General features: G+C 61.3%; 17 protein-coding genes and 1 pseudogene. 7 read left to right on the top strand and 11 right to left on the bottom strand.

What is annotated here, in order from left to right; genetic code table 11:
- The first annotated feature begins 254 nt into the window (after positions 1-254).
- The 4 genes from V6M50_RS17930 (at position 255) to V6M50_RS17915 (ending at position 3465) form a co-directional block, all read left to right on the top strand.
- Complete coding sequence (locus tag V6M50_RS17930; RefSeq protein ID WP_332819945.1) at positions 255-740, top strand: hypothetical protein; 486 nt, start codon at positions 255-257, stop codon at positions 738-740.
- A 34-nt stretch (positions 741-774) separates the two neighbouring features.
- Positions 775-1554, top strand: coding sequence for a hypothetical protein (locus V6M50_RS17925; RefSeq protein WP_332819944.1), 780 nt, complete (start codon positions 775-777; stop codon positions 1552-1554).
- Positions 1555-1676: 122 nt separating this feature from the next.
- A complete protein-coding gene (locus tag V6M50_RS17920; protein WP_332819943.1) occupies positions 1677-2141 on the top strand; it encodes a hypothetical protein in 465 nt (154 codons plus the stop codon).
- A gap of 208 nt (positions 2142-2349) precedes the next feature.
- Positions 2350-3465 carry a hypothetical protein gene (locus tag V6M50_RS17915; protein WP_332819942.1) on the top strand — a complete coding sequence of 372 codons (1116 nt, stop codon included), beginning with the start codon at positions 2350-2352 and terminating at the stop codon, positions 3463-3465.
- A gap of 223 nt (positions 3466-3688) precedes the next feature.
- Here the strand turns inward: V6M50_RS17915 and V6M50_RS17910 are convergent, their stop codons facing one another.
- Both V6M50_RS17910 and V6M50_RS17905 read right to left on the bottom strand, forming a co-directional pair.
- Positions 3689-4576, bottom strand: coding sequence for a sigma-70 family RNA polymerase sigma factor (locus V6M50_RS17910; protein ID WP_332819941.1), 888 nt, complete (start codon positions 4574-4576; stop codon positions 3689-3691).
- Between the two features lie 4 nt (positions 4577-4580).
- Positions 4581-5198: a flavodoxin family protein gene (locus V6M50_RS17905; protein WP_332819940.1), complete on the bottom strand. Its 618-nt coding sequence runs from the start codon at positions 5196-5198 to the stop codon at positions 4581-4583.
- A 545-nt stretch (positions 5199-5743) separates the two neighbouring features.
- Between V6M50_RS17905 and V6M50_RS17900 the strand changes: the two genes are divergently transcribed.
- Positions 5744-6055 carry a hypothetical protein gene (locus V6M50_RS17900; protein ID WP_332819939.1) on the top strand — a complete coding sequence of 104 codons (312 nt, stop codon included), beginning with the start codon at positions 5744-5746 and terminating at the stop codon, positions 6053-6055.
- 419 nt (positions 6056-6474) lie between these two features.
- Here V6M50_RS17900 and V6M50_RS17895 read toward each other — a convergent pair whose 3' ends face one another.
- From V6M50_RS17895 to V6M50_RS17880, 4 genes are all read right to left on the bottom strand, one after another.
- Positions 6475-7512: an MlaA family lipoprotein gene (locus V6M50_RS17895; RefSeq protein ID WP_332819938.1), complete on the bottom strand. Its 1038-nt coding sequence runs from the start codon at positions 7510-7512 to the stop codon at positions 6475-6477.
- 364 nt (positions 7513-7876) lie between these two features.
- A complete protein-coding gene (locus V6M50_RS17890; protein ID WP_332819970.1) occupies positions 7877-8797 on the bottom strand; it encodes a formylglycine-generating enzyme family protein in 921 nt (306 codons plus the stop codon).
- 183 nt (positions 8798-8980) lie between these two features.
- Complete coding sequence (locus V6M50_RS17885; protein WP_332819937.1) at positions 8981-11146, bottom strand: beta-glucosidase; 2166 nt, start codon at positions 11144-11146, stop codon at positions 8981-8983.
- A 75-nt stretch (positions 11147-11221) separates the two neighbouring features.
- Positions 11222-11527, bottom strand: a complete 306-nt coding sequence (locus V6M50_RS17880) for a hypothetical protein (RefSeq protein ID WP_332819936.1) — start codon at positions 11525-11527, stop codon at positions 11222-11224.
- Positions 11528-11648: 121 nt separating this feature from the next.
- On the opposite strand from V6M50_RS17880, the gene V6M50_RS17875 reads away from it, so the two are divergent.
- Positions 11649-13022, top strand: coding sequence for a sulfatase-like hydrolase/transferase (locus V6M50_RS17875; RefSeq protein ID WP_332819935.1), 1374 nt, complete (start codon positions 11649-11651; stop codon positions 13020-13022).
- A 31-nt stretch (positions 13023-13053) separates the two neighbouring features.
- Here V6M50_RS17875 and V6M50_RS17870 read toward each other — a convergent pair whose 3' ends face one another.
- From V6M50_RS17870 to V6M50_RS17860, 3 genes are read right to left on the bottom strand one after another with little or no spacing between them, the layout of a single operon-like run.
- Positions 13054-14073 (bottom strand): LacI family DNA-binding transcriptional regulator, encoded by a 1020-nt coding sequence (locus tag V6M50_RS17870; protein WP_332819934.1) that lies wholly within the window; start codon positions 14071-14073, stop codon positions 13054-13056.
- A gap of 1 nt (position 14074) precedes the next feature.
- Positions 14075-15046 carry an alpha/beta hydrolase gene (locus tag V6M50_RS17865; RefSeq protein ID WP_332819933.1) on the bottom strand — a complete coding sequence of 324 codons (972 nt, stop codon included), beginning with the start codon at positions 15044-15046 and terminating at the stop codon, positions 14075-14077.
- Complete coding sequence (locus V6M50_RS17860; protein ID WP_332819932.1) at positions 15046-17451, bottom strand: TonB-dependent receptor; 2406 nt, start codon at positions 17449-17451, stop codon at positions 15046-15048. The genes V6M50_RS17865 and V6M50_RS17860 overlap by 1 nt, the downstream gene beginning before the upstream one ends.
- A 171-nt stretch (positions 17452-17622) precedes the next feature.
- Between V6M50_RS17860 and V6M50_RS17855 the strand changes: the two genes are divergently transcribed.
- Positions 17623-19326: a sulfatase family protein gene (locus V6M50_RS17855; RefSeq protein WP_332819931.1), complete on the top strand. Its 1704-nt coding sequence runs from the start codon at positions 17623-17625 to the stop codon at positions 19324-19326.
- A 536-nt stretch (positions 19327-19862) separates the two neighbouring features.
- On the opposite strand, the gene V6M50_RS17850 is transcribed toward V6M50_RS17855, so the two are convergent.
- Both V6M50_RS17850 and V6M50_RS17845 read right to left on the bottom strand, forming a co-directional pair.
- The gene (locus V6M50_RS17850) at positions 19863-20420 is read right to left on the bottom strand and encodes a hypothetical protein (RefSeq protein ID WP_332819930.1); all 558 of its coding nucleotides are present in this window, start codon (positions 20418-20420) and stop codon (positions 19863-19865) included.
- 39 nt (positions 20421-20459) lie between these two features.
- Positions 20460-20561 (bottom strand): annotated as a pseudogene (locus tag V6M50_RS17845) (IS5/IS1182 family transposase); the annotation flags it as partial.

Raw genomic sequence — 20561 nt, 5'->3', positions numbered from 1 at the left:
AAGCAGACCATGGACTGCCAATCGCGCGTTAAGACCGGAATCGACCACTTGGGGACGTCAGGCTACGTCGAGTGCCAACGACTGCCCGTCTTAGTCCATCCATCCCAAAAAAAATGGCTGAATTTCATCAGGCGATCGATATGTGATCTTGATCATAGATCAGCGCGGCTCTTAATTTCATGATCGAATGGTGGATTGTTCGATGGCATGGGAACCCGAGCTGACGCTTTCGATCCCTGCGTATAGGAGTTTTTATGTTTTCGATATTTCCATTGGCACTGTCCTTTGCCGCGGCCACGAGCGGCGAGACGTGGTGCCAACCAGCGGAAACACCTCTCTTCTCCTGCGACCTCGGAAAGAAACGGGCGTCTGTCTGCGCGAACAATCGTCTCGTAACCTATCGCTACGGGACCGTGGGCGAGGCGCCAGAAATGCAAATCAGCAGCAACGGCAACGACGGGCGTGTTCATAGCGACGTTATCATTGGCGGAGGCGGCGGTCAGCAGACGAGCCTGCGCTTCAGCAACGGAAACACGCATTATATTATTTTCAGCGGCTATGCAGGAAGCCTCACGGACCGTCCCGGCAAACACTGGTCGGGCCTCGATATTCTCAAGGGTGCATCTTCGATCCGCAACAGGCAATGCGGCGCTGGCAAGCTTGTACCGCTCACATCTTCCAGCATTCCGACATTCGTTCCGGCGGACGAGGAAAATGGCCCCTATAGCGGCTGGCGCTGACTCCCCCGGCGCAGTTCCCCAGATTGGATTTCACATGAGAAAAGCCATTCGACTGCTGCCACCTGTGTGCCTCGGCGCAGCGATTTTTCTGATGCCCGCCACAGCGTTGGCGCAAAGCCATCCCTGTAGGGGAGCGCCGGGCGAGCGGCAGGTTGGCATGGCCCCGGCGGGCATCGGCTTTGCCCCTTTTCCCATCTGTATCACGGAGCCCGCGCCGAGAGGCAACCCGTCGGGTAATGAAGCGCGAGGCGATGCTGCCTCTCCTTATGATAATATGCTCGATGCGATGACACGTAACATCATCGCGCAACATCAGCGCCTGACCGCCGCGCAAGGGATCGCGGCGATCGAACAGCAAATGGCACGTGATCCTGCATTGCGGCGAATGCAGATCGGTGCCTGGGAATTCTTCCAGGCTGATCCAAAGGCGCAGCCAGGCGAAACCTGCACGGCGGTGTGGATGAAGCAAGGCCAGCTGGTCGGCATCTCGGGTCCTGGGCCCAAATATGACGGCGGGATGCTGAGCTTTTGGAGTGCGGATATTCCACGGCCACGCGACATGCAGACGATCACGATCACGATGAAGCAATCGCGCTACCCTGCCCAGACGGTGAAGGCGGTCAACTATACCATACCCGGCCATGATTTCGGTGCGATCTCGCTGATGGTGCCCGATATCGACAAGGCAATTGATACCATGCTCGACGTCGAGCATTTCGAAGTGTTGATTGATGGCAAAACCGTCTCAGACATTGGATGGGGCGGCGGACATGATGCGCGTGAAAAGTTGCGTCGCTGCGTCCATCCCGGATAGCCAAACGCTGATAGTCCAGATGGACGCATGCGGGGATGCCTGCGAATCTGATGCCCTGCTAGCCCTCGAGCGTGCCTGCCACCGTAAATCAAGCGAATGAACAGAACGAAGGAAACTGCCCGATGATCTGGAATCTGGTGTCAGTCGCAGCCATCGCGTTGGCGGGTTTCGCCGATCCGCAAGGGCAGGCACAACCAGCTCACCTCCCTCCCGCGGCGCCCGACCGGATTTCCTATACCGGCTCGGGCAACGGCTGGACCGGCGGTCGGACCGAGTGGTGGATCGATCATTCGGGGCGTGGGGGGTATCGCACGACCGTTGGCCGCAAAGCGAGCGGCACTTTCGACGCCGGTCCCCAAGGCTTCGCACGCGTCCGGGCAATATTGCGGCCGCTTGAAGATGTCCGCGAATTGCCTTGCGACGGCGCCGTCACCGATCAGGGGATGGGCGCTCTGAGCTGGCGGCTGGGCGTGCATCAGATCTCGCTGCGCTTCGATTTTGGCTGCAACTTCCGTCGGCCCGATGCTGCGCGGGATATGCTGAATGAGGCGGATAAGCTCGTGCGGCAGTGGTCAGCGGCAAAATAGGACGCAACGCGAGTCGACTGGCTGATCATTGCGCGGCACTCCTTCCAGCACGCCCTCGATGCAACGGCGAAAGAGTGGCGCTGGGCGCAATGGGCGGCATGATCATCGCCATCCCATTGATCGTCCACAGCAAGGTCAGGCTATTTGCGTTATCACCGACAGTCAGTGGCCGCGTCAATTTTCGAAAAAGAATCGGTGAGTAAAGACTATGCAAAACAGGATATGGGTAATTGCCGCGGCCCTCGCGAACATCGCGCAATTGGCAACCCCTGCAGCACAGGCTGAAGAAGAAAGGCGCCCAGAGGTCCCACATGCGCCCCTTCGCGCCTTGGTAGGCAATACGCTCGTTTACGCAAAGCCTGACCAGCCCGGCGCCGAGACAGGTGTTTTTATCCGGTTGGACGGCACTGGACGGGCGGTTACGCGTGGGCCGGATGATGCAAGCGAACCTCGTGCCATCCAATGGTCTATTCTTTCGGACGGCAAATTCTGCGTCACCGACGTCGGGCGCCGCGCTTGGGATGGTGACTGCGGAATACTTTCGGTTGACGGTTCGCTTGCGACGTTGGCCCCGGCGAGCGGGCCGGTCTGGCCGGGGAGAATTCTGGAGGGGGATGGCTGGAAGCTTGATCCCGCGACGCCGTCCGACAAAAGGCTGGTTGGTAGGGCGGCCATCCAGGCGCTAATCGGCAATACTCTCGTTCTCCTTCCCGTGGGGGGCGGTCGGGAGTATCTTGCACACTATTTCATGGTCAACGGAACGGTTCGACGGGCGCATAATGACCAACCCTATTTCAATCACTGGGTGCTTCAGCCCGATGAAAAATGGTCGATCCGCGGCGAATCCGAACGGCTGTGTTTCAGCGGTGGGGCGTGGGAAAAGGTTTCCTGTACCCCTGTCTCGGTTTCCGGCGATCTCGTAACTTTGCATGACGAAAGGGTTGGCCTCTTGCATGCCAGGCTTTTGAAGGGGGACGCTCGAAACCTCTCGCTCGCAGCCGGTGCGGCAGCCAAGAAGAAGGCTGATGCGCTTATCGGTAACACGATGGAGCTGAAGGCCGCCGACGGGCGAACCGGAGCGGGAGGCGTGGTGTATTTTGGGCGCGACGGCTCCGGTCGAGCGAAATGGCGTGATGGGACGCTTGCGCCTGTCAAATGGCTGTTACAGCTCGACGGAAAGCTGTGCATTGTCGAGCGGCAGAGGGAATTTCGGGATAGCGAGTGTAGCATGTTGTCCCTTGACGGCAATGCGGTGACATTGGGGTCGCCGGATCGCCCCGCTTTGCTCGGCCGAATCGTGAAGGGCAATGCGCTGAGAATGTAAACCGCACGGAGCCAAGCCCGACAAGAATGCCTCAACCTGGCAATGACGGTTGCTATAATGAGCGCCACCTCGGTGTGGCAAATTCCAATCGGGCCTCATTCAAATCGGGCCTCAACGTACGTCACGCTATCGTGCACCGGGATCGCTATCGGCCTGGCTGCCGTTGCCATCCGCCCGAAACCGCTCGATGAAAGACCGCTGGGGCGATTGCTGCAAATGGTCGTCAATTCGCGATACCCGGTACATGTCGCAACTTGTCGGGATTGCGTGTCACATAAATCGCGACAACTTTTCCCTGTTCAATATTCAAGGCCGTTGTCTGGACCGTGTTTTCTTCTTCTATGGTGATGAAGCCGGGCAAGCCGTCGATAATCGAGTAACGAATCAATCGCGAGGGACGTACGGCAAAAAGGCGCGCAAGCCCGGCGTGACGCGCGATGACGGCGTCGAGTCCAATGAGCGGACTTGAAGGCGCCGACACTTGGCCACCGCCATCGGCGTAGGTAATGACGTCTTTCGCAAGCATGGCACGCAAGGTTGCGAGGTCGCCGGTCCTTGAAGCGCTGAAGAAGGCCGCCGCGAGACGAAGGCCCTCCTCTTTCTCCACCGCAAAGCGCGGTCTTGCATCATGGATATGCGCCCTCGCGCGACTGGCGAGCTTGCGACATGCAGAGGTTTCGCGCCCGATCGATTCGGCCACGGCTTCGAAGCTGAGACCGAATACGTCATGCAACAAGAAAGCTGCCCGCTCCAATGGCGACAAACGCTCCAGCGCGATCATCAGCGGCAGCGTGACATCGTCGGTAGCGTCACCATCTTCGGGATCAAAGATTGGTTCCGGCAACCAAGGGCCTATGTAGGTTTCGCGCTGGCGCCGGCTGGACTTCAGCTCATTGAGGCACAGTCGCGTAACGACCGTTCGCAAAAAAGCTGCAGGCTGGCGTATCGTGCCATGGTCGACGGCGAGCCAGCGCAGCCACGCATCATTAACGATATCCTCCGCATCGGCGACTGACCCCAGCATCCGATAGGCGAGCCGGATAAGACGCGGCTGTTGATCGGAGAAGATGGTAGCAAGCGGAGATTCGTTGATCTGATCTCCGGTTTTCATTGGTTTATCCAAGGGTATCACGCCCCCGCGCAAGCTGAAGTGCGGTAACTGCGACCCGTTTTCCGAGATGACGCGCGGTTGCCAAGTCGGACGCGGGTGGCGCCGTATCCGGTCCCTCATCTGTGTTCGACTGCGCGCCGGCGCCAAGCCAGAAGCCGAGCCTGTTCAGATCAGCTTCCGATCCCGACGCAGAACTGTTCGCAGGGGGCAGATCGAGGTTGACCCAGTGCATCCCATGCTGCGCGGCAAACAGGGCGAACTGAATCAAGGTTGAGAGTTTGTCGCCGGACCGTGCACCTGAATTGGTAAATCCTGCAGCGAGCTTATCCTTCCAGAGATAGCCCTTGGACATCACTGCGCTCGAGGTCGCTTCCTCAAAAGCTTTGAATGCCGCTGAGGCTCCGGCCATATAAGTGGGCGCGCCAAATATGATGGCTTGCGCATCGTTGAGATCGTCCCAGTGTCGGCCCACATCCTCGACAGACACGAGAAGAACGTCGGTGCAATCGACTTCCTGAACCCCGGTTTTGACCGCCTCAGCCTGACGCCGTGTATGGCCGTAGGCGCTGTGATAGACGATCGCGATACGTATAGCGCTGCCTGCGGCCGCGATGTTATTCATAAACATATCCTCTGCTGATGTTGCAGAAGCTATGACAATGCAGCTCGGCAAAATGTGACATTCCAGTCCGATGAACTATTCGGACACATGATTCAGGTGCTACCTTGAATTCTTCTCTCCGTGCTCGTCATATCGCGGCTGGCCATCCTCAAGGTTATTGGTGATCGCTTCCGACTGTTGAGGATATCTGGCAAAATATGGAGCCGACAAACCTGCCTTTTGCAAACGAACGGAGGTGATGCGCGACCGTTGGGAGAAGATGTTCGCAGACTATACCAACATCGAATTGGAGTCGCCAAGATCGCCAACCGGGGCAGCCACCTCATCCAACTCGTATCGAAGCTGACGACGGTCGCCATTCTCTATTTCGGCGCAAAGGCGACGATTGCGGGCGACCCGGCGTTGAGTCGCTCAAATCCTCGCCGATCTATGATCGAGATCACAGAATATGAAGCGGGCCTAGATTAGCAATGTGGGGGCTGGCGCAGGGAGGTTCGGCCGAACCGACCTTCTTTGCGACTAAGCCCTGGCACAGGAGATGCCCTATGAAACTTCCATTCCTTGCATTTTTTCTTACCGTCGGTTCCGCGATGATTCCTGTATCCGCGACCGCCACCCTGCCAATGGTCGATGGCGTGGGATCCTACACCCATTCCCAGGTCATGCGCCACCGGACTGACGCCGACAAAAAAGTAACGCCCAGCCTTGAGGCTGCCAGCAGGGCCTACCGCCGATCGCTGATGCCCGAATACAAGCGCCGAGCGAAGAAATATGGCAAGGCCCCTGCTGAACGCTGGATTGCAGGACAAATTCGCGCTTACGAGCGTCAGCATCGCAGTGGTACTCGGAAGCGGTGACAGCCTGCAACCGCGATCCGCGGGGACGAAACAGGCTACTTCTCTAAAACGCGGCATCGCTTTCCACTGCCTGGATTGGCCGCCTCGCGAGCGAACGGGCTCATATCAGCGCCACTGATAGTCAGACGTCGACAAGCGACGGAAATTCAATGATGAAGGTGGCCGAATGCGGAATAGCAGGTTCCGGCGAGGAATCCCGAAAATCGGACGTCAAGTTCAACCGCGCATAGATGGTTGATGGAACATTTGACCGAACGTAATTTCCGGTAGCGGTGGCTGCAGGCGCGCTGATCAGACGCGAGATTGATCGCGGCGGTCGCCGCTGCCAGACCGGCGATGGTCGCGGGTTGACCGCTTGCGCCCGGCGCGAGCGCCGCTTGGATGCACTTTAGCTCCGTCCGGCCCCTCTCGAATCTGCGTCATTGGTGCTGACAGCGAGGAGGCAAACCATCCGACGCCGGCGTTTCGATTTCCATGGGCTCCGCGGCAACGGGTACTTCGGGATCGAATGAGGACTCGGTCCGACTGGCCGTGGTTTCGGCCTGGAGACGGACGGCGATGTCCCTGCCCTTGCCTTTCAATGCGTCGATTTCGCTTTGGCGCATTTCGAGATAGAGGGTGCGTGTCTCAACATAGGGATCGGTGCTTTCCTGTTGCAGGCGCTGGATTTGCGCGTCGCTCTCGATACGATCGTTGAGCTGCTTGATCACCGTCGTGGGAACCGCATAGGCCGTGCGGTTGAAAGGCGCACCGACGGCGGTCGGCACGACGAGCAGATCGATGCTGTTGCCGGCCAGGTCGCGCAATGTCGTCGGCCCGACGAGCGGGAGGTAGAAATAGGGACCGGGCTCGACGCCGTAAAAGCCCAACGTGTTGGCAAAGCCGTTGCGCCGGTAAGGCAGGTTGAACGGCTTTGTCTTCGCGACATCGACAAGCCCGCCGACGCCAAAGGTCGTGTTGACGGCGAAGCGGCCGAGTGTTTCGGCCGCCTTGCCGATCTTGAACTGCAACAGGAAGTTCAGGAAATTGACGGGTTCAGTCAAGTTCCGCAGCGCATTGCCAAGCCCGTCGCGAACCGGTTCCGGGACGATACCTTGGTAGCCCGTGGCAACTGGCGCGACGAGCGCCTTGTCGACCGACTGGACCGCCCGATATGACGTGATGTTGGCTTCTTGCAGCGGATCACCCGGCGGCGCCTCCCCGCGCGCGGTCACCACGATATCGTCCGGCGACGGAGGCATTTCGGTCGACGGCTCGCCATTGGCTGTTGCGGGTGCTTCGGGAGAGGAAGACGCGACGGGTCCGATCGTCGGCACGACGATCGGCGGCTCGGGTGCGATCGGGGTGTCATCGAGTTGCTGCCGCTCGACCTCCGTCGGGCTTTCGGGTGGGGTCTCGGCGGGAGGGGGCGTCGTCCCGGACAGCAAGAGGAGCGCGGCGACGGTGGAAAGGCTCATCGCGTGCGCGATCCCGCCATCATGAGGGGGGTGAACATTACTTGCATGTGCCAAACTCCGCCTTGGGGCATCAGCCCGGAACTGTGACCAAAGGGCGCTCCCTCCTTACGCCCGATGTCGCTTTAACCCGCGATGCGGGCAAGGCGGCTTTACCCTTCCCCCATCTGGAGGGAAGGGTAAAGAAACTCGGCCTGCCGTTTTATCGCATCGGCATCAGCACCGACGGGGTGTCGACCGTCCGGCTTCGTGAGATACCACCTTCGCTGGATGACCTCGCAGAGGCGCTCTACCGAGAGTTACTTGCGCCGCGATCCGTCGATCGGCTTTGGCCGATTCCAGACAGGCCGCTTCTAGATCAAAAATATCAAAAGCGGACGATACAGCGGAAGCCGATATGGCCTGTCGATGTGTCAATGGTCTGTGGGTGGCGTGCAGCGGGGCGATAGCGCCTGCAATAATTTTCAGCACAAAGATGCGAACCACCCTTTAGCGTTTTTCTCCCGATCTTGATATCCGGCATGCTCCGATCGCGACTTTCGCCTTTGCGGCCACCTCTGGGACTGTCGATGATGCAGCAAGCGCCCCGCTTCCGCTTGGCACCAGCTTGCGGCATCGCATACCAGTCCGCGGTCCACTCCCAGACATTGCCGATCATGTCGTAGATACCACGATCGTTGGGGGGATAGCTTCGCACGGGCGAGGTGCGTTCCCATCCATCGGTCAAGAGATTCGAGAACGGAAACAAGCCTTGCCAGTAATTGGCCATCATCGCGCCGCCGGGGGCCAACTCCCTTCCCCACGCGTAAGGGCGTCCGTCGTCATGCCCGCCGCGCGCGGCATATTCCCATTCGGCCTCCGTCGGCAGCGATTTCCCCGCCCATTCGGCATAGGCGAGCGCATCGCGATACGTGACATGAACCACCGGATGATCTTCAAAACCGTCGATCGCGCTGTCGCCGCCCGTCGGGCGACGCCAATCGGCGCCGGGCCGGAAATGCCACCAGTTGGCAAAATCCTCGAGATCGACAGGGCCGCGCGTGCGTTCGAAAACGAGCGAACCCGGGACCGCCAAAGCGGCGTCCATGCCGGGGTAGTGGCGCGGGTCGGGCGCTGTCTCGGCGTCCGTCAAATAGCCTGTACTCTCGACAAAAGCGGCGAACTCGCGATTGGTAACGGGGCTGGCGTCGATGTAAAAGTCGCCGACCCGGACGCGCCGCACTGGCGCTTCTTCCGGATAGAATTCATCGGAACCCATCGAAAAGGTCCCACCTTCAACACGGATCATGCCGGCCAACCGTTGCTCGAAATCAACCGATGAGCCGCTGGTGGAAGCCGTCGGCACATTTTTCACCGTCGATGATCTCATGACCTTACGCAACTATTGGACTCGAAGTGGAAGTCCGCCCGTCATAAACGCAGAATGGCTCGATGACGACTTGCCAGAAGACGGCACGCCCAAAGTCGTTCATCAGTCCCGCCAAGTGCGCTGTTTCATCTTCAAGCGAATTTGTGGCCCGACGGTTTCGGCATTCTCCCCGAGCGCAAAACGATATTCCCCAGCCGGGATCGTCCACCCCTGCCCATTCCAGTCAGCGACGAGGCGCGGGTCGACCTTCAGATCGACCTTCCGCTCCGTCCCGGGGGCGAGTTCGACACGCTGAAATGCGACCAAGCGCTGCTTTGTCTCCTCGCCCCTCGACAAAAGGTATAGCTGTACCACGGTCGCGCCCGCGCGATCTCCGGTGTTGCGAACCGCCACGCTCGCGGTCGAACCGTCAAACTTCAGCCCGCTGGTGGCGAAGCGCGTGTAGGAAAGGCCATGCCCGAATGGATAGAGCGCCTTGATCCCCTTGCTGGCATTCCAGCGATAACCGACGTCCGATCCTTCGTTCATCCTCACCGTCACTTCGGTCCGGTCGGGCGTTCCATAGCTCGGAATCGTAGGCCGCGGCTGGGTTTCCATCGTGTCCGGAAAACTGATCGACAGACGCCCCGACGGATTGACCTTACCGGTCAACACATCGGCGATTGCCGCCGCGCCCTCCTGTCCCGGATACCAAGCCGCGACGATAGCTTTGACCTTATCGCGCCAGGGCATCGCGATCGGATTGCCGGTCTGGAGGACGACGATGGTGTTGGGATTGGCTGCGGCCGTCGCCGCGACGATTGCGTCCTGATTGCCGGGTAGCGAGAGGTCCGGCGAATCGAACCCTTCGGCTTCATATTTGCTGACGAAGACGATCGCGACGTCGGAGCGCGCGGCGAGCGCCGCCGCATCTTGCGGGTAAAGGCCCGGGTCAAAGCGAACCTCTGCCTTCGGGAGCGCCGCTTTCAGCGCCGCTTGCGGCGCACCGGCGAACCAGCGCTCGACCCGCCACGACGCCATAGATCCTTCGCCGCCCCCGATAGGGATCGATGCGGCCCATCCGCTCGGCGGCAAGCCCTGCGAGGAGCCACCGCCCGACAGGACTCCGACATGGGCATTGCGCCCGATCACCGCCACCGACCCGACGCGCGCGGCAAGCGGCAACGCGCCCGCGTCGTTTTTGAGGAGAACGATCCCCTGACGGGCAATCTCGCGAGCGATTTCGGCGTGTTTTTTCATATCCACCGCCGGAGCGGGACCGGCATCGACGAGGCCGTTCGCCTTCATCGATCGCAGGATACGCTTCACCATGTCCGACAGGCGTTCGCGCGGCAAGCTGCCGTCGGCGAGCTTCGCCTTGAGCGGCGCGTCGAACCAGACCTGCTTGTCGAGCTGTTCGCCCGATTGCTGATCGAGGCCCTTGATCGCAAAGTCGGCGCTCGACACCGCGCCCCAGTCGGACATGACCCAGCCCTTGTAGCGCCAGTCCTTCTTGAGCACGGTGTTGAGCAGATGGTCGCTCCCGCAGGCCTTCTCGCCGTTGACGATGTTATAGGCGCACATGATCGAGCCCGGCTGTCCCCGCTCGATCGCGATCTGGAAAGCGAGCAAGTCGCTTTCGCGGTGCGCGGCTTCGTCGATCTCGGCGTTCCATGTGTGCCGATTGGTTTCGTTCGAATTGAGCGAGAAATGCTTCATCGTCGAGACCACGCCGACCGACTGGGCGCCTCTTGCCGCCTCGGCTCCCATAATGCCCGACAGCAACGGGTCTTCCGATATATATTCGAAGTTGCGGCCATTGCGCGGGTCGCGGATGAGGTTGATGCCGCCCCCCAGCAGGACATTAAAGCCCTTGGCGCGCGCTTCGCTGGCCACCGCTCGCGCCCCGGCGAACGCGAGTTCCGGGTTGAAGCTCGCGCCGATCGCCAAGCCCGCCGGCAGAGCGGTGGCCGTGTCGCCCTTGCGAATGCCGAAGGGGTTGGTCACGCCAAGGCTTGCATCGGTCTCGCGCAGCGAGGGGACGCCAAGCCGCGGCACGCCCATAATATAGCCAGCGCCCGGGACAAGATCGTCGGGCCATTTCGTCTTCAGCTGAGGGTTTGCATAGGGGCCGATGAGAATGGGCATGATGCCGTGGAGCATCGAAAAGCGTTCGTCATCGGTCATCTGCGCTTCGGTCTTTGCCGCCCATTCGTCGGCGGCGGCATCGGTGGCGGCGGGCGCATATCCCTGCGCCGTCATCGACGTTCCAGCCAACATGATCGCCATTGCCGTTGCTGCATATTTCCCTCGCATCACCTGAACTCCCCCGTTTCTATCGACCCGACCGCTCCTTTGTCCGACCTAGGATTTGGCTTTGCTTGCAGCTTCCAGGGCGGCCTCAACGGCCGCAATCTTTTCGTCGGTAATCGCGCCGCCCGAATAAGGCTGAAGCTGGCGAAGGCTCATGCTCTTGAACTGCTCATAGGCCGGATGCGACATCAGCGATGGCATCTCCTTGTCCATGACCGCCTTGCCCACGGGATCGGTCATGAGAGTCTCGATCGGCAAATCGATCGACAATTTTTCGGCGGCAGGCGCCGGGGCCGGTGCTGTTTGTGCCAGCGCCGGGCTGGATAAAAGCAGCGCGAGCGAAAGGAAAAGGCGCATGAAATCTCTCCGATAGATGATGCCGTTTGGGCATGGACAGCCGCCTCATCTACAAAAATGACAAGCTTGTCAATATTGCATCTTGCGCTATGATGGCCGCAAAGCCACGAGGGAGACGACGATGGACCGCAGAGACCTGCTCACGAGCGCCTTGGGCGGCGCTGCTGCCGCGCTGCTTGCGCCATCGGCATGGGCGGCGACCCGGCGACCGCCGAATTTCATCGTTATCCAGTGCGACGACATGGGCTATGGTGATTGGGGCGCCGCCACGAAAGGCGCGATCCAGACCCCGAACCTCGACCGAATGGCGCGCCAGGGCATGACGATGACCGACTTTTATGCCGGCGCGAATGTCTGCACGCCCTCGCGCGCGGCTTTGCTAACGGGACGCTACCCGGTTCGGACCGGGCTCGGGCATCGCGTCATCCAGCCTAACGACAAACGCGTCCTGCCGCTCAGCGAAAAGACGATTGCCGCGGCGCTCGCGCCAACCCACAGCAGCGCGCTTGTAGGCAAATGGCATCTGGGACACACCGGCCCCGACTGGCTGCCGACGCGCCACGGTTTCGACTATTATTACGGCATCCCCTACAGCCACGACATGAAGCCGCTCGCGCTCCATGAGGCACGGCGCGGCGCCGAAGCCGAGGCCGAGACATACCCCGCCGAAATTGCGACATTGCAGCAAAAATTCTGCGACAAGGCGCTGGAGTTCATCGACGCCAACCGCGACCGTCCCTTCTTTCTCGACCTGGCACTCAGCGCGCCGCACCTGCCTGCAATCCCCCACCCCGATTTCCACGGCAAATCGGCGGCGGGACCCTATGGCGATGTGATCGAGGAGATCGATTCGATCGTCGGGCGTATCCTCGCGCGCCTCAAGGCGCTCGGTATCGCGCGCGATACGCTGGTTTTCTTTACTTCGGACAATGGCCCCTGGTTCGAGGGCGCGACCGGCGGGCTTAGGCAACGCAAGGGCGGCGCCGGCTACGATGGCGGCTACCGCGTCCCCGCGATCGTCTGGCGCCCGGGGACGGTACCGGCGGGGCGGCGCAACGACGCCATCGGGATGAGCATCGATTTCCTGCCGACATTTTGCGCCATGGCCGGGGTTGCGCCGCCCGCAGGCGTGACAATCGATGGCCAGGACCTGTCGGCGACACTCCTGCGCGGCTCCCCCACCCCGCACGACGGCCTGCTGCTTTTCGACGACGAAGATGTCGTCGCGCTGCGCACCCAGCGATGGAAGCTTGTCACGGCGGACTATTACCGCAACTATCTCCTCGACCTGCCCGCGCGGGGCTATCCGCAGCTCTACGACATGCAAAAGGATCCGTCCGAAAGCTACAGTGTAGCGGAACGCCATCCGGACATCGTCGCCGACCTCACCGCTCGTGTCGACGCAGCCCGGGCCCGCTTCGCGCCGCTGCGAACCCAGCCATCGGCGATCATCGGGATGCGGGCGCCACCCGCACCTCCTGCCGCCGCCAACTGACCGCGAGCGCTTCCGCGGCGATCCTTGCCGATCACGGCCGGGGGGGTGCGGTGCTCTCTCGGACGACCAGTTCGATATCGAGCCGGCGGCGGATGGGATCGAGCTTGCCGCTGGGCTGCGCGGCCAGCAGCATATCGGCTGCGGCAGCACCGATTTGCTCAAGCGGCTGGCGGATCGTCGTCAGCGCCGGCGAGACAACCCGCGCGATCTCGGCGTCGTCGAACCCGGTGACCGACAGATCGTCCGGCACCTTGAGGCCGCGCCGTGCGGCCGCCGAGAGGACGCCGGCCGCCATCGCATCATTGGCGGCAACGATCGCAGTCGGTCGCGCGCGTGCGCCCAACAGCGTGTCGGCGCATCTTTGCCCCGAAGAAAAGGTGAATTCGCCATAGATGATCCGGCTACCGGGCACCGGCAGCCCGGCCTCGGCCATGGCATCGAGGAAGCCGTCGCGCCGTGGGCGCGGCGCACTGCCCTTCGACGCCAGCGGTCCACCCAGGAAGGCGATGTCGCGATGCCCCAGCTCGATCAAATGGCGTGTCGCCTCGACCGCGCCGCGGCGATCGTCGACGAAGACGCTGGCGCCGCGGTCGGGTTCGGCGGTGGGCGACACGCGCACAAAGGGCACCTGAAGCCGCTCGAGAAGGTCGACGATATCGAGGTCGTTCGATTGCGGCGGCACCAAGATAACGCCATCAAGGTGCGCGCGGCGAACGGTGCGCTCGATCATTGCGGGAACATCGGCGTCCCGCCCCTCGATCGGTTCGGCGGCGAGCAGATAGTCGCGGTCGCGGCACTGACGCGCGGCGCCGAGCTGAATGCCGGTGATGTAGCTCGCCAGCTGCGGACGGAAGAAAAGGCCGATCAATAGTGAGCGTGCGCTCGCCATGCGCCGGGCACCGGCATTGGGAATATAGTCGAGTTCGGTCATTGCGGCCCGCACGCGCTCGCGAACTGCATCGCGCACATTGGGCTCGGCATTCATCACGCGCGAAACGGTCTTGATCGAAACGCCGGCGCGCGCCGCAACATCGTGAATCGTAACGCCCAACCTAGTCTCCGGCCTTGCCTCCCGCCGCGGCCACAGACGCGCCCCTGTGCAAGGAAGATGAACCTATCGTCCGGTCCAGAAAGCCTGTCAACGACGCGAAGGCATCGTCGAGGATCACCTTTTGGCGCACCGGATCATCGGCGCGCAGGCCGTGTCCGGCCCCCTCGACCACGCGAAACTCGACCTCGACGCCGGCGGCGTGCAGCGCCTCTTCGAACGCCTTCGACTGGGCCAGCGGTACAATCTCGTCGCTATTGCCGTGCAAAATCTGCACGGGCGGGTCACCCGGCGATATACGGCTGATCGGGCTGGCGGCCTTCATGCGGTCGGCGTCGCAATTGAGGCTCGCAAGGCAACCGAGGTAGATTAGCGACAGGCGGTCGGAATCGACGGCGGTCGGACCGAACCAGTCGGCCACGGCTTGCACGCAATTGTCGCCATTGTTGCCACCCTCAGGCTCGAGGTCCGGCACCCCGCAACTGGTACCGACAGAAGCAGCAATCATCCCGCCCGCCGACGACCCCCAGATTGCAATGCGCCGCGGGTCGATCCCATATTCTTCCGAATGAACGCGCAGCCACGCCACCGCAGCCTTGGCGTCACGCACCTGGGCCGGAAAGCGCGACTTGGGTGCCAGCCGATACTCCATCGACGCGACGACATAGCCTTTTGCCGCAAGCACCGCCAGGCGCGCCGGGAAATCCTTCTCGGCGCCCATCATCCGGCTGTGCCCCTGAATGAAGCCCCCGCCGTGGACGAACAAAACCGCTGGACGCTTTCCGCCTGCCTTGGGCGGAAGATAGAGGTCCAGCGTGAGGGCCTCGCCGTCGATCGTCCGATAAGGAAGATCGGCGATGGTTCGCACGCCGCCGGCGTAGCTTGTCGCCAATACCGGGCGCGCCGCCTCGCGCTGGCAAAGCGCTGCCCCCGGAAGGCAGAGCGCTACCAACGCGAAGAGCCATTTTTTCCGCATCAGAAGCGATAATCCAGTGTCGCTCCAACATAGCGATCGGCGTTGCGCGGCCGGTTTGCGAAACTGTCGACAAGCGTCAGGTTGGCGGGCACCAGCGCGCCCGCAGTCATGCCCGAATAGTAATTCTGGTCGAACAAATTCTTGACGTAGAGCGTCAAGCCAAAGCCATGTTCGGGTTGACGCACGCCGAGCGAGAGGTCGACGATCGCATAACCGTCCTGCTGCAGCAGCGGATCCTGCTCGAGCGTAAAGCCCTGATCGCTCTGGAACGACAGGTCGGCTTGGATGAAGCCGGCGAGGTTCGACGACAAATCCCGCTCATAGCGCGGCGACAGATTCACCCGCCATTTCGGCGACGCCGGCAGCGTCCCGCCCTTGACGTCCTGCACAGGATCGCTGACCCGCAAGGTGCCCGCGTTATCGCGAAACTGATAGCGATAGCAGCTGTTGATGGGACGCGTCCCACCGATGGCAATGGTGGGCGCGCCAGGCCGGAACTGCTGCGGGCAATTGAGACCGTCGATATCAAATTTATTGTCCGCATAGGTAACGGCGGCCGTCAGCGTGAATTCGCGCGAAGGCCGGAAGCTCGCTTCGATCTCGAACCCCTTGGTGCGCGAGTTCCCCGCATTCGTCTGGATGAAGGAAGGAATGCCGTTCAGCGGATCGGAGCGGTTCGCCTGGACCTGAAGATTGGTATAATCGGCGAGGAAAGCCGCCACGGCGATCCCGAACGTGCCATCAACGGTGCGCGCCTTGAAGCCGAGTTCATAGGCATCGACATGTTCGGGCAGGACGGGCGCCTGCCCCGCGAAGTTCGCTCTGATTTCCGTGTCGAGACCAAGGCCCTTATACCCGCGCGTGTAGGTGCCATAGGCTTGCGCGAAGCGACTGAACTCATATTGGAGGCCCGCTTTTCCGGTCACGGCCGTGTCGTCGGCCGACGTGCCGGCGCGCGCGCTGGCGGTGGCGCCAAAGAGCGCATCGCCGGGAACCAGCACGCCGAACCGCTCGCCATCGACGGCGATCTTCTCGTGCTGGACGCGGAGACCGCCGATCGCCTTGAGGCCGCCGACAAGCTCCAGCTCGGCCTGACCGAAACCGGCGATGCTTTCGTTCGACAGATCGGCGTCGCTGGCGAGCGATTGATAGATCGGCGCGGCGCAGGGTTGGCCGACAACCCCGGTGAGGCACACGGCCCGTCGCTGAGCGAAATATCGGTCGATCGAGACTTTCGAATAGAAGCCGCCGAGAACATAGGTGAATGGGCCGGCACCGTTGGATGCGAGGCGCAATTCCTGCGTGAAATTCTTGATATGGGTGTTGCCGGCGTTGACGTCGAACTGCGCGGCCGATGCCGGGCTAATAAAGATCGGCCGGGCGTGACCAAAGGCATCGACCTCGCCATTCTGCCTCAAATGATATTTTTGCAGGGCTGTGATCGAGGTCAGCGTTGCCGCGCCGAGATCCAGATCGGCCTGCAACGAATAGGTCTGCTGGTCACTCTTCACACGGGTGGTATCGTTGTTCCAGATTTCGTCGCTGTCGGCCCGCACCGTGATCGGCCCGGACACGAGCGTACGAAGCGGATTGCCCACTTTGACCAGTACGCTCTGGCAGCAGTTGGAATCGCTCGTGCGGTAATCGCCTGCGAACAATAGGGTCAGACGGTCGGTGGGCTGCCATTCGAGCTTGCCCCGCACACCCCAGCTCTTCGTCCGGTTGGCGTCATCGCCGGTCAGGACATTGCGGATATTGCCACCGATATCGTTGTAATAACCGGTCAGGCGAACACCGATCGTATCGCCGACCGGACCCGATATGGTGCCGCTGGCACGGTATTCGTCCATTTCCGCGACCGTCACGCTCACCCGCCCTTCCAGCTCGCGCGAGGGGCGCGCGGTGACGACGCTGATGACGCCGGCCGTCGCGTTCTTGCCGAACAAGGTTCCCTGCGGCCCGCGCAGCACCTCCACGCGTTCGATGTCCGCAAAGTCGGTGAAGTTCTGCGCCTGACGCGCGCTGACGACACCGTCGACGACGAGCGCCACCGAGGATTCGGTGCCCAGTCCGAACAGCGACGTGCCAACGCCGCGAATGCGGAAGCTGCTGGCAACCGGGTTGGTAGCCTGCTGGAAGGTCAACGACGGGACTGCCTGGACCAGATCGCGCGTATCGCCGATCTGGCGCGCCGCCATCGCCTCGCCCGTGATCGCGGTGACAGCCAGTGGAACATCCTGGAGGCGCTCGCTGCGCTTCTGCGCCGTCACAACGATTTCGTCCGCGTCCGTCGCTTCCGGCGCGGTGGTGGCTACGTCCGACTCGCTACTTTGCGCGACAGCGGGCACGGCGACAAACGCCGTTCCCGCACCGATAAGAAACGCCAGTTTAGAGATATTTCGCATTGGTCCCTCCCGTTTGTCGCCGGGCCACCGCGCGATGCGGCGCTGCCGATCTGTTTCGTTCTCCACATGTGCCTAGCTCGCTTCGAAGAAATTGACAAGCTTGTCATTTAGAACGATGATGCGACTGACAAAGCGGCGGAGGCTGCGGCGAGATATCTGCTGGGAGGACCTATGCGTTTTCGGAAGTTCGTTTTGGCTGCGGCCGCGGCATTGACCCTCGCTCCTGCCGGCGCGTCATCGATGCCCGCTCCCGCCTCACCTGCGGCCCCGGCCAAGCCCCGCAACATCATCTTCATTCTGGTCGACGATCTGCGATACGATGGCCTCGGATTTCTCCAGCCGCAGGTCCGCACCCCCAACATCGACCGGCTGGCGCGCGAAGGCAGCTATTTCCCGAACACGCTCGTCACCTCATCGCTCTGCAGTCCCAGCCGCGCCACGATCCTGACGGGTCGGACCGCGCGAAACCATCAGGTCGTCGACAACACCAACTCGTCGGAAGAAGGACTGACCTTCTTTCCGTCTTATCTCCAGCAGGTCGGCTACCAGACGGCGTTCATCGGCAAGTGGCATATGGGCAACGACACCGATGCTCCCCGTGCGGGCTTCGACAAATGGGTGAGTTTCCGTGGCCAGGGCAGTTACTGGCCGACGGGGGATTTGCCGCCCGCGGCGGTCCGCGCAGGCGCGGTGAACAAGCTCAACGTGGATGGCAAGCATGTGCCCCAAAAGGGCTATATCACTGACGAACTGGGCGGCTATGCGCTCGACTGGCTGAAGAAGGAGCGTGACCCGAAAAAACCCTTCTTTCTCTATCTCAGCCACAAGGCGGTGCATTCGGACCCGCTGCCGCCGCAGCGCTACGCGCATCAATATGACAAGATAAACTTCGCCATACCGGCGAGCGCAGCGAACACGCCCGAAAACTACAAGGGCAAGCCGATGTGGGTCTATAACCAGCGCAACACCTGGCACGGCATCGATTTCTTCTACAACAGCGACATGAAGATGACCGAGTATCTGCGCAGCTATTATGCGACGCTGTCCGCCGTCGATGACGGCGTGGGCGAGATTCTCGCCTATCTGCGGGCGAACAAGCTCGAAAAGGACACGATGATCGTGTTCACGTCCGACAATGGCTTCCTGATCGGCGACCATGGCCTGATCGACAAGCGCAACGCCTATGAAGGCTCGGTGCGCGTGCCGATGGTCGTGTGGGCGCCGGGTCTCGTTTCTGCCGGGAAGACGAATGCGGGGCGCATCCGCAATCTCGATTTCGCGCCAACCTTCCTCGATCTCGCCGGCGCTGCACTGCCGCAGCAGTTCGAGGGAATGAGCGCCCTGCCGCTCATGACCGGCCGCGTCCCGGCGGAGAAATGGTCGCCGCCCGATTTCATCTACGAATATTATTGGGACTGGCAGTTCCCGATGACGCCGGGAACTTTCGCGATCGAACGCGACCGGATCAAATATATCCAATATTATGGAATCTACGACACCGAGGAGCTCTACGACCTCACCAAAGACCCCGAAGAAATGAACAATCTGATCGACGATCCAGACTATCTCGATCGCAAAGTTTCGCTTCGCGCGGCCCTATATAAGGGGCTGGCGAACCGGGAGGGCGAGCATGCCATTCCGTTCACTGCGCGCTACGCGCGCGGCAGCGTTCGACGCAACCGCGACGGCACCGGATCGGCCCCCTTCCCCGACGCCTGGCGGGTCGAGCCCAACCGGCTTGATCGCATTGACGATATCTTTCCCGACAACCCGATGAAAGAAAAGGCGCACCGCGAAGGTCGTGCATTCCTCCCATATCCGGTCATGGGCGGCCAGCGCGGACAGAATGATAACCAGGCCAATCCTGATAGGTGATGCGAGGTGCCCGGAAATCATCCTGGTTTTCGGGCCGGGCGAGCGCTCATCGCTGCGGCAAAGTCTGGCCGATTACGGTCAGTCTGCTTTGAAATTAAAATTCGCGAAAGCGGACGCGAGTGACTCTCGCTATTCGATCTCGAGGTAGACTGATCGCGGGTGCCGTTATTCGCGACGCATCGAATTCATCGTTCGCCCACTGAATCGCCGAATGTCTTCGATATACGCAGCAACAAGCGGGTTAGTGGTCTGTCCGATTCCAGTTCGACAGACAGGGCCGCGCTTGACATCGACAAACCAGTTGAACCCAAGTTCGCATGCCGTGCCTGTCGTCGGTCTGCCGTGCTACAAAAACTAAGATGCGAGGGCTTCAAGCTGACGGCTTGTCACGGCATCAGTGACCCAGCGAGAACAGGCAAGATTCGCTATCCGGTTCTTTCAAGGGAAAGCACACGCCGCAGATCGCGAACACAGATCCGGCCCGTCGTCTCGTTGAAGCGAGGCCGGACAGCGAGCAGCCCCGGACATCATCGCAGCTATTTGTCGATTTCCACAGAACCGCCAGTTGGAAGCGCTCCCGCCGCATCGGGCGGCTTGAAATAGGCCCGCGCGGCTAGCGCTATCCCGATGGCCTGTTCGCTGCCGACAAGTGAGAAGCGGAATCGGCTCGTCTCGCCGCCGTTACGATCAATGGTTAAGCGCACATGGTCCTGCTTCGCGATCAGCTTCAGAAACCTTTCGTCCTGCGGCATCATCAGCAGCAGTTCCCTGTCCGCAGGCTTGCAAGTCATGACGCCCGCGTAACCGCCGGTACCCGTCTCGATCGCGACCGGATAGTCGCGGCCCTCGACGCACCCTATGCGGCTTTCGATATAGAAATAGCACTCCGGCCCACAAACCAGACCGAACGCCGCCTCCTGGTCGTCGGTTGTGAGCGCCAGCGACATCGTGTCGTCGGCCATAAGAATCCAGTTGTCATAATAGCCCGTCAGGTTCTGGGCGACGGCAAGCGTTGGCGACAGCGCAGAAATAAGGAGGCCCGCCACCACTGGCCATGCGGACAGAGAAGTTTGTCTAGGACGTCCGATGCGCATGGACCTACCAATCTCGAATCTAGGGTCAGGACTCATTGATCAGAGCCAGAAGATGACGGTTGCGGCGAGAGCCACGGCAGAGAAGAAGGCCTTCGGGCACCGATCGTAGCGCGTCGCGACGCGTCTCCAGTCCTTCAGGCG

Source organism: Sphingopyxis sp. (genome assembly GCF_036675685.1).
In the GTDB taxonomy this organism is placed as follows: domain Bacteria; phylum Pseudomonadota; class Alphaproteobacteria; order Sphingomonadales; family Sphingomonadaceae; genus Sphingopyxis.
Note: the sequence above shows the minus strand (reverse complement) of the source record. Positions and strands in the feature narration are given on the sequence as shown.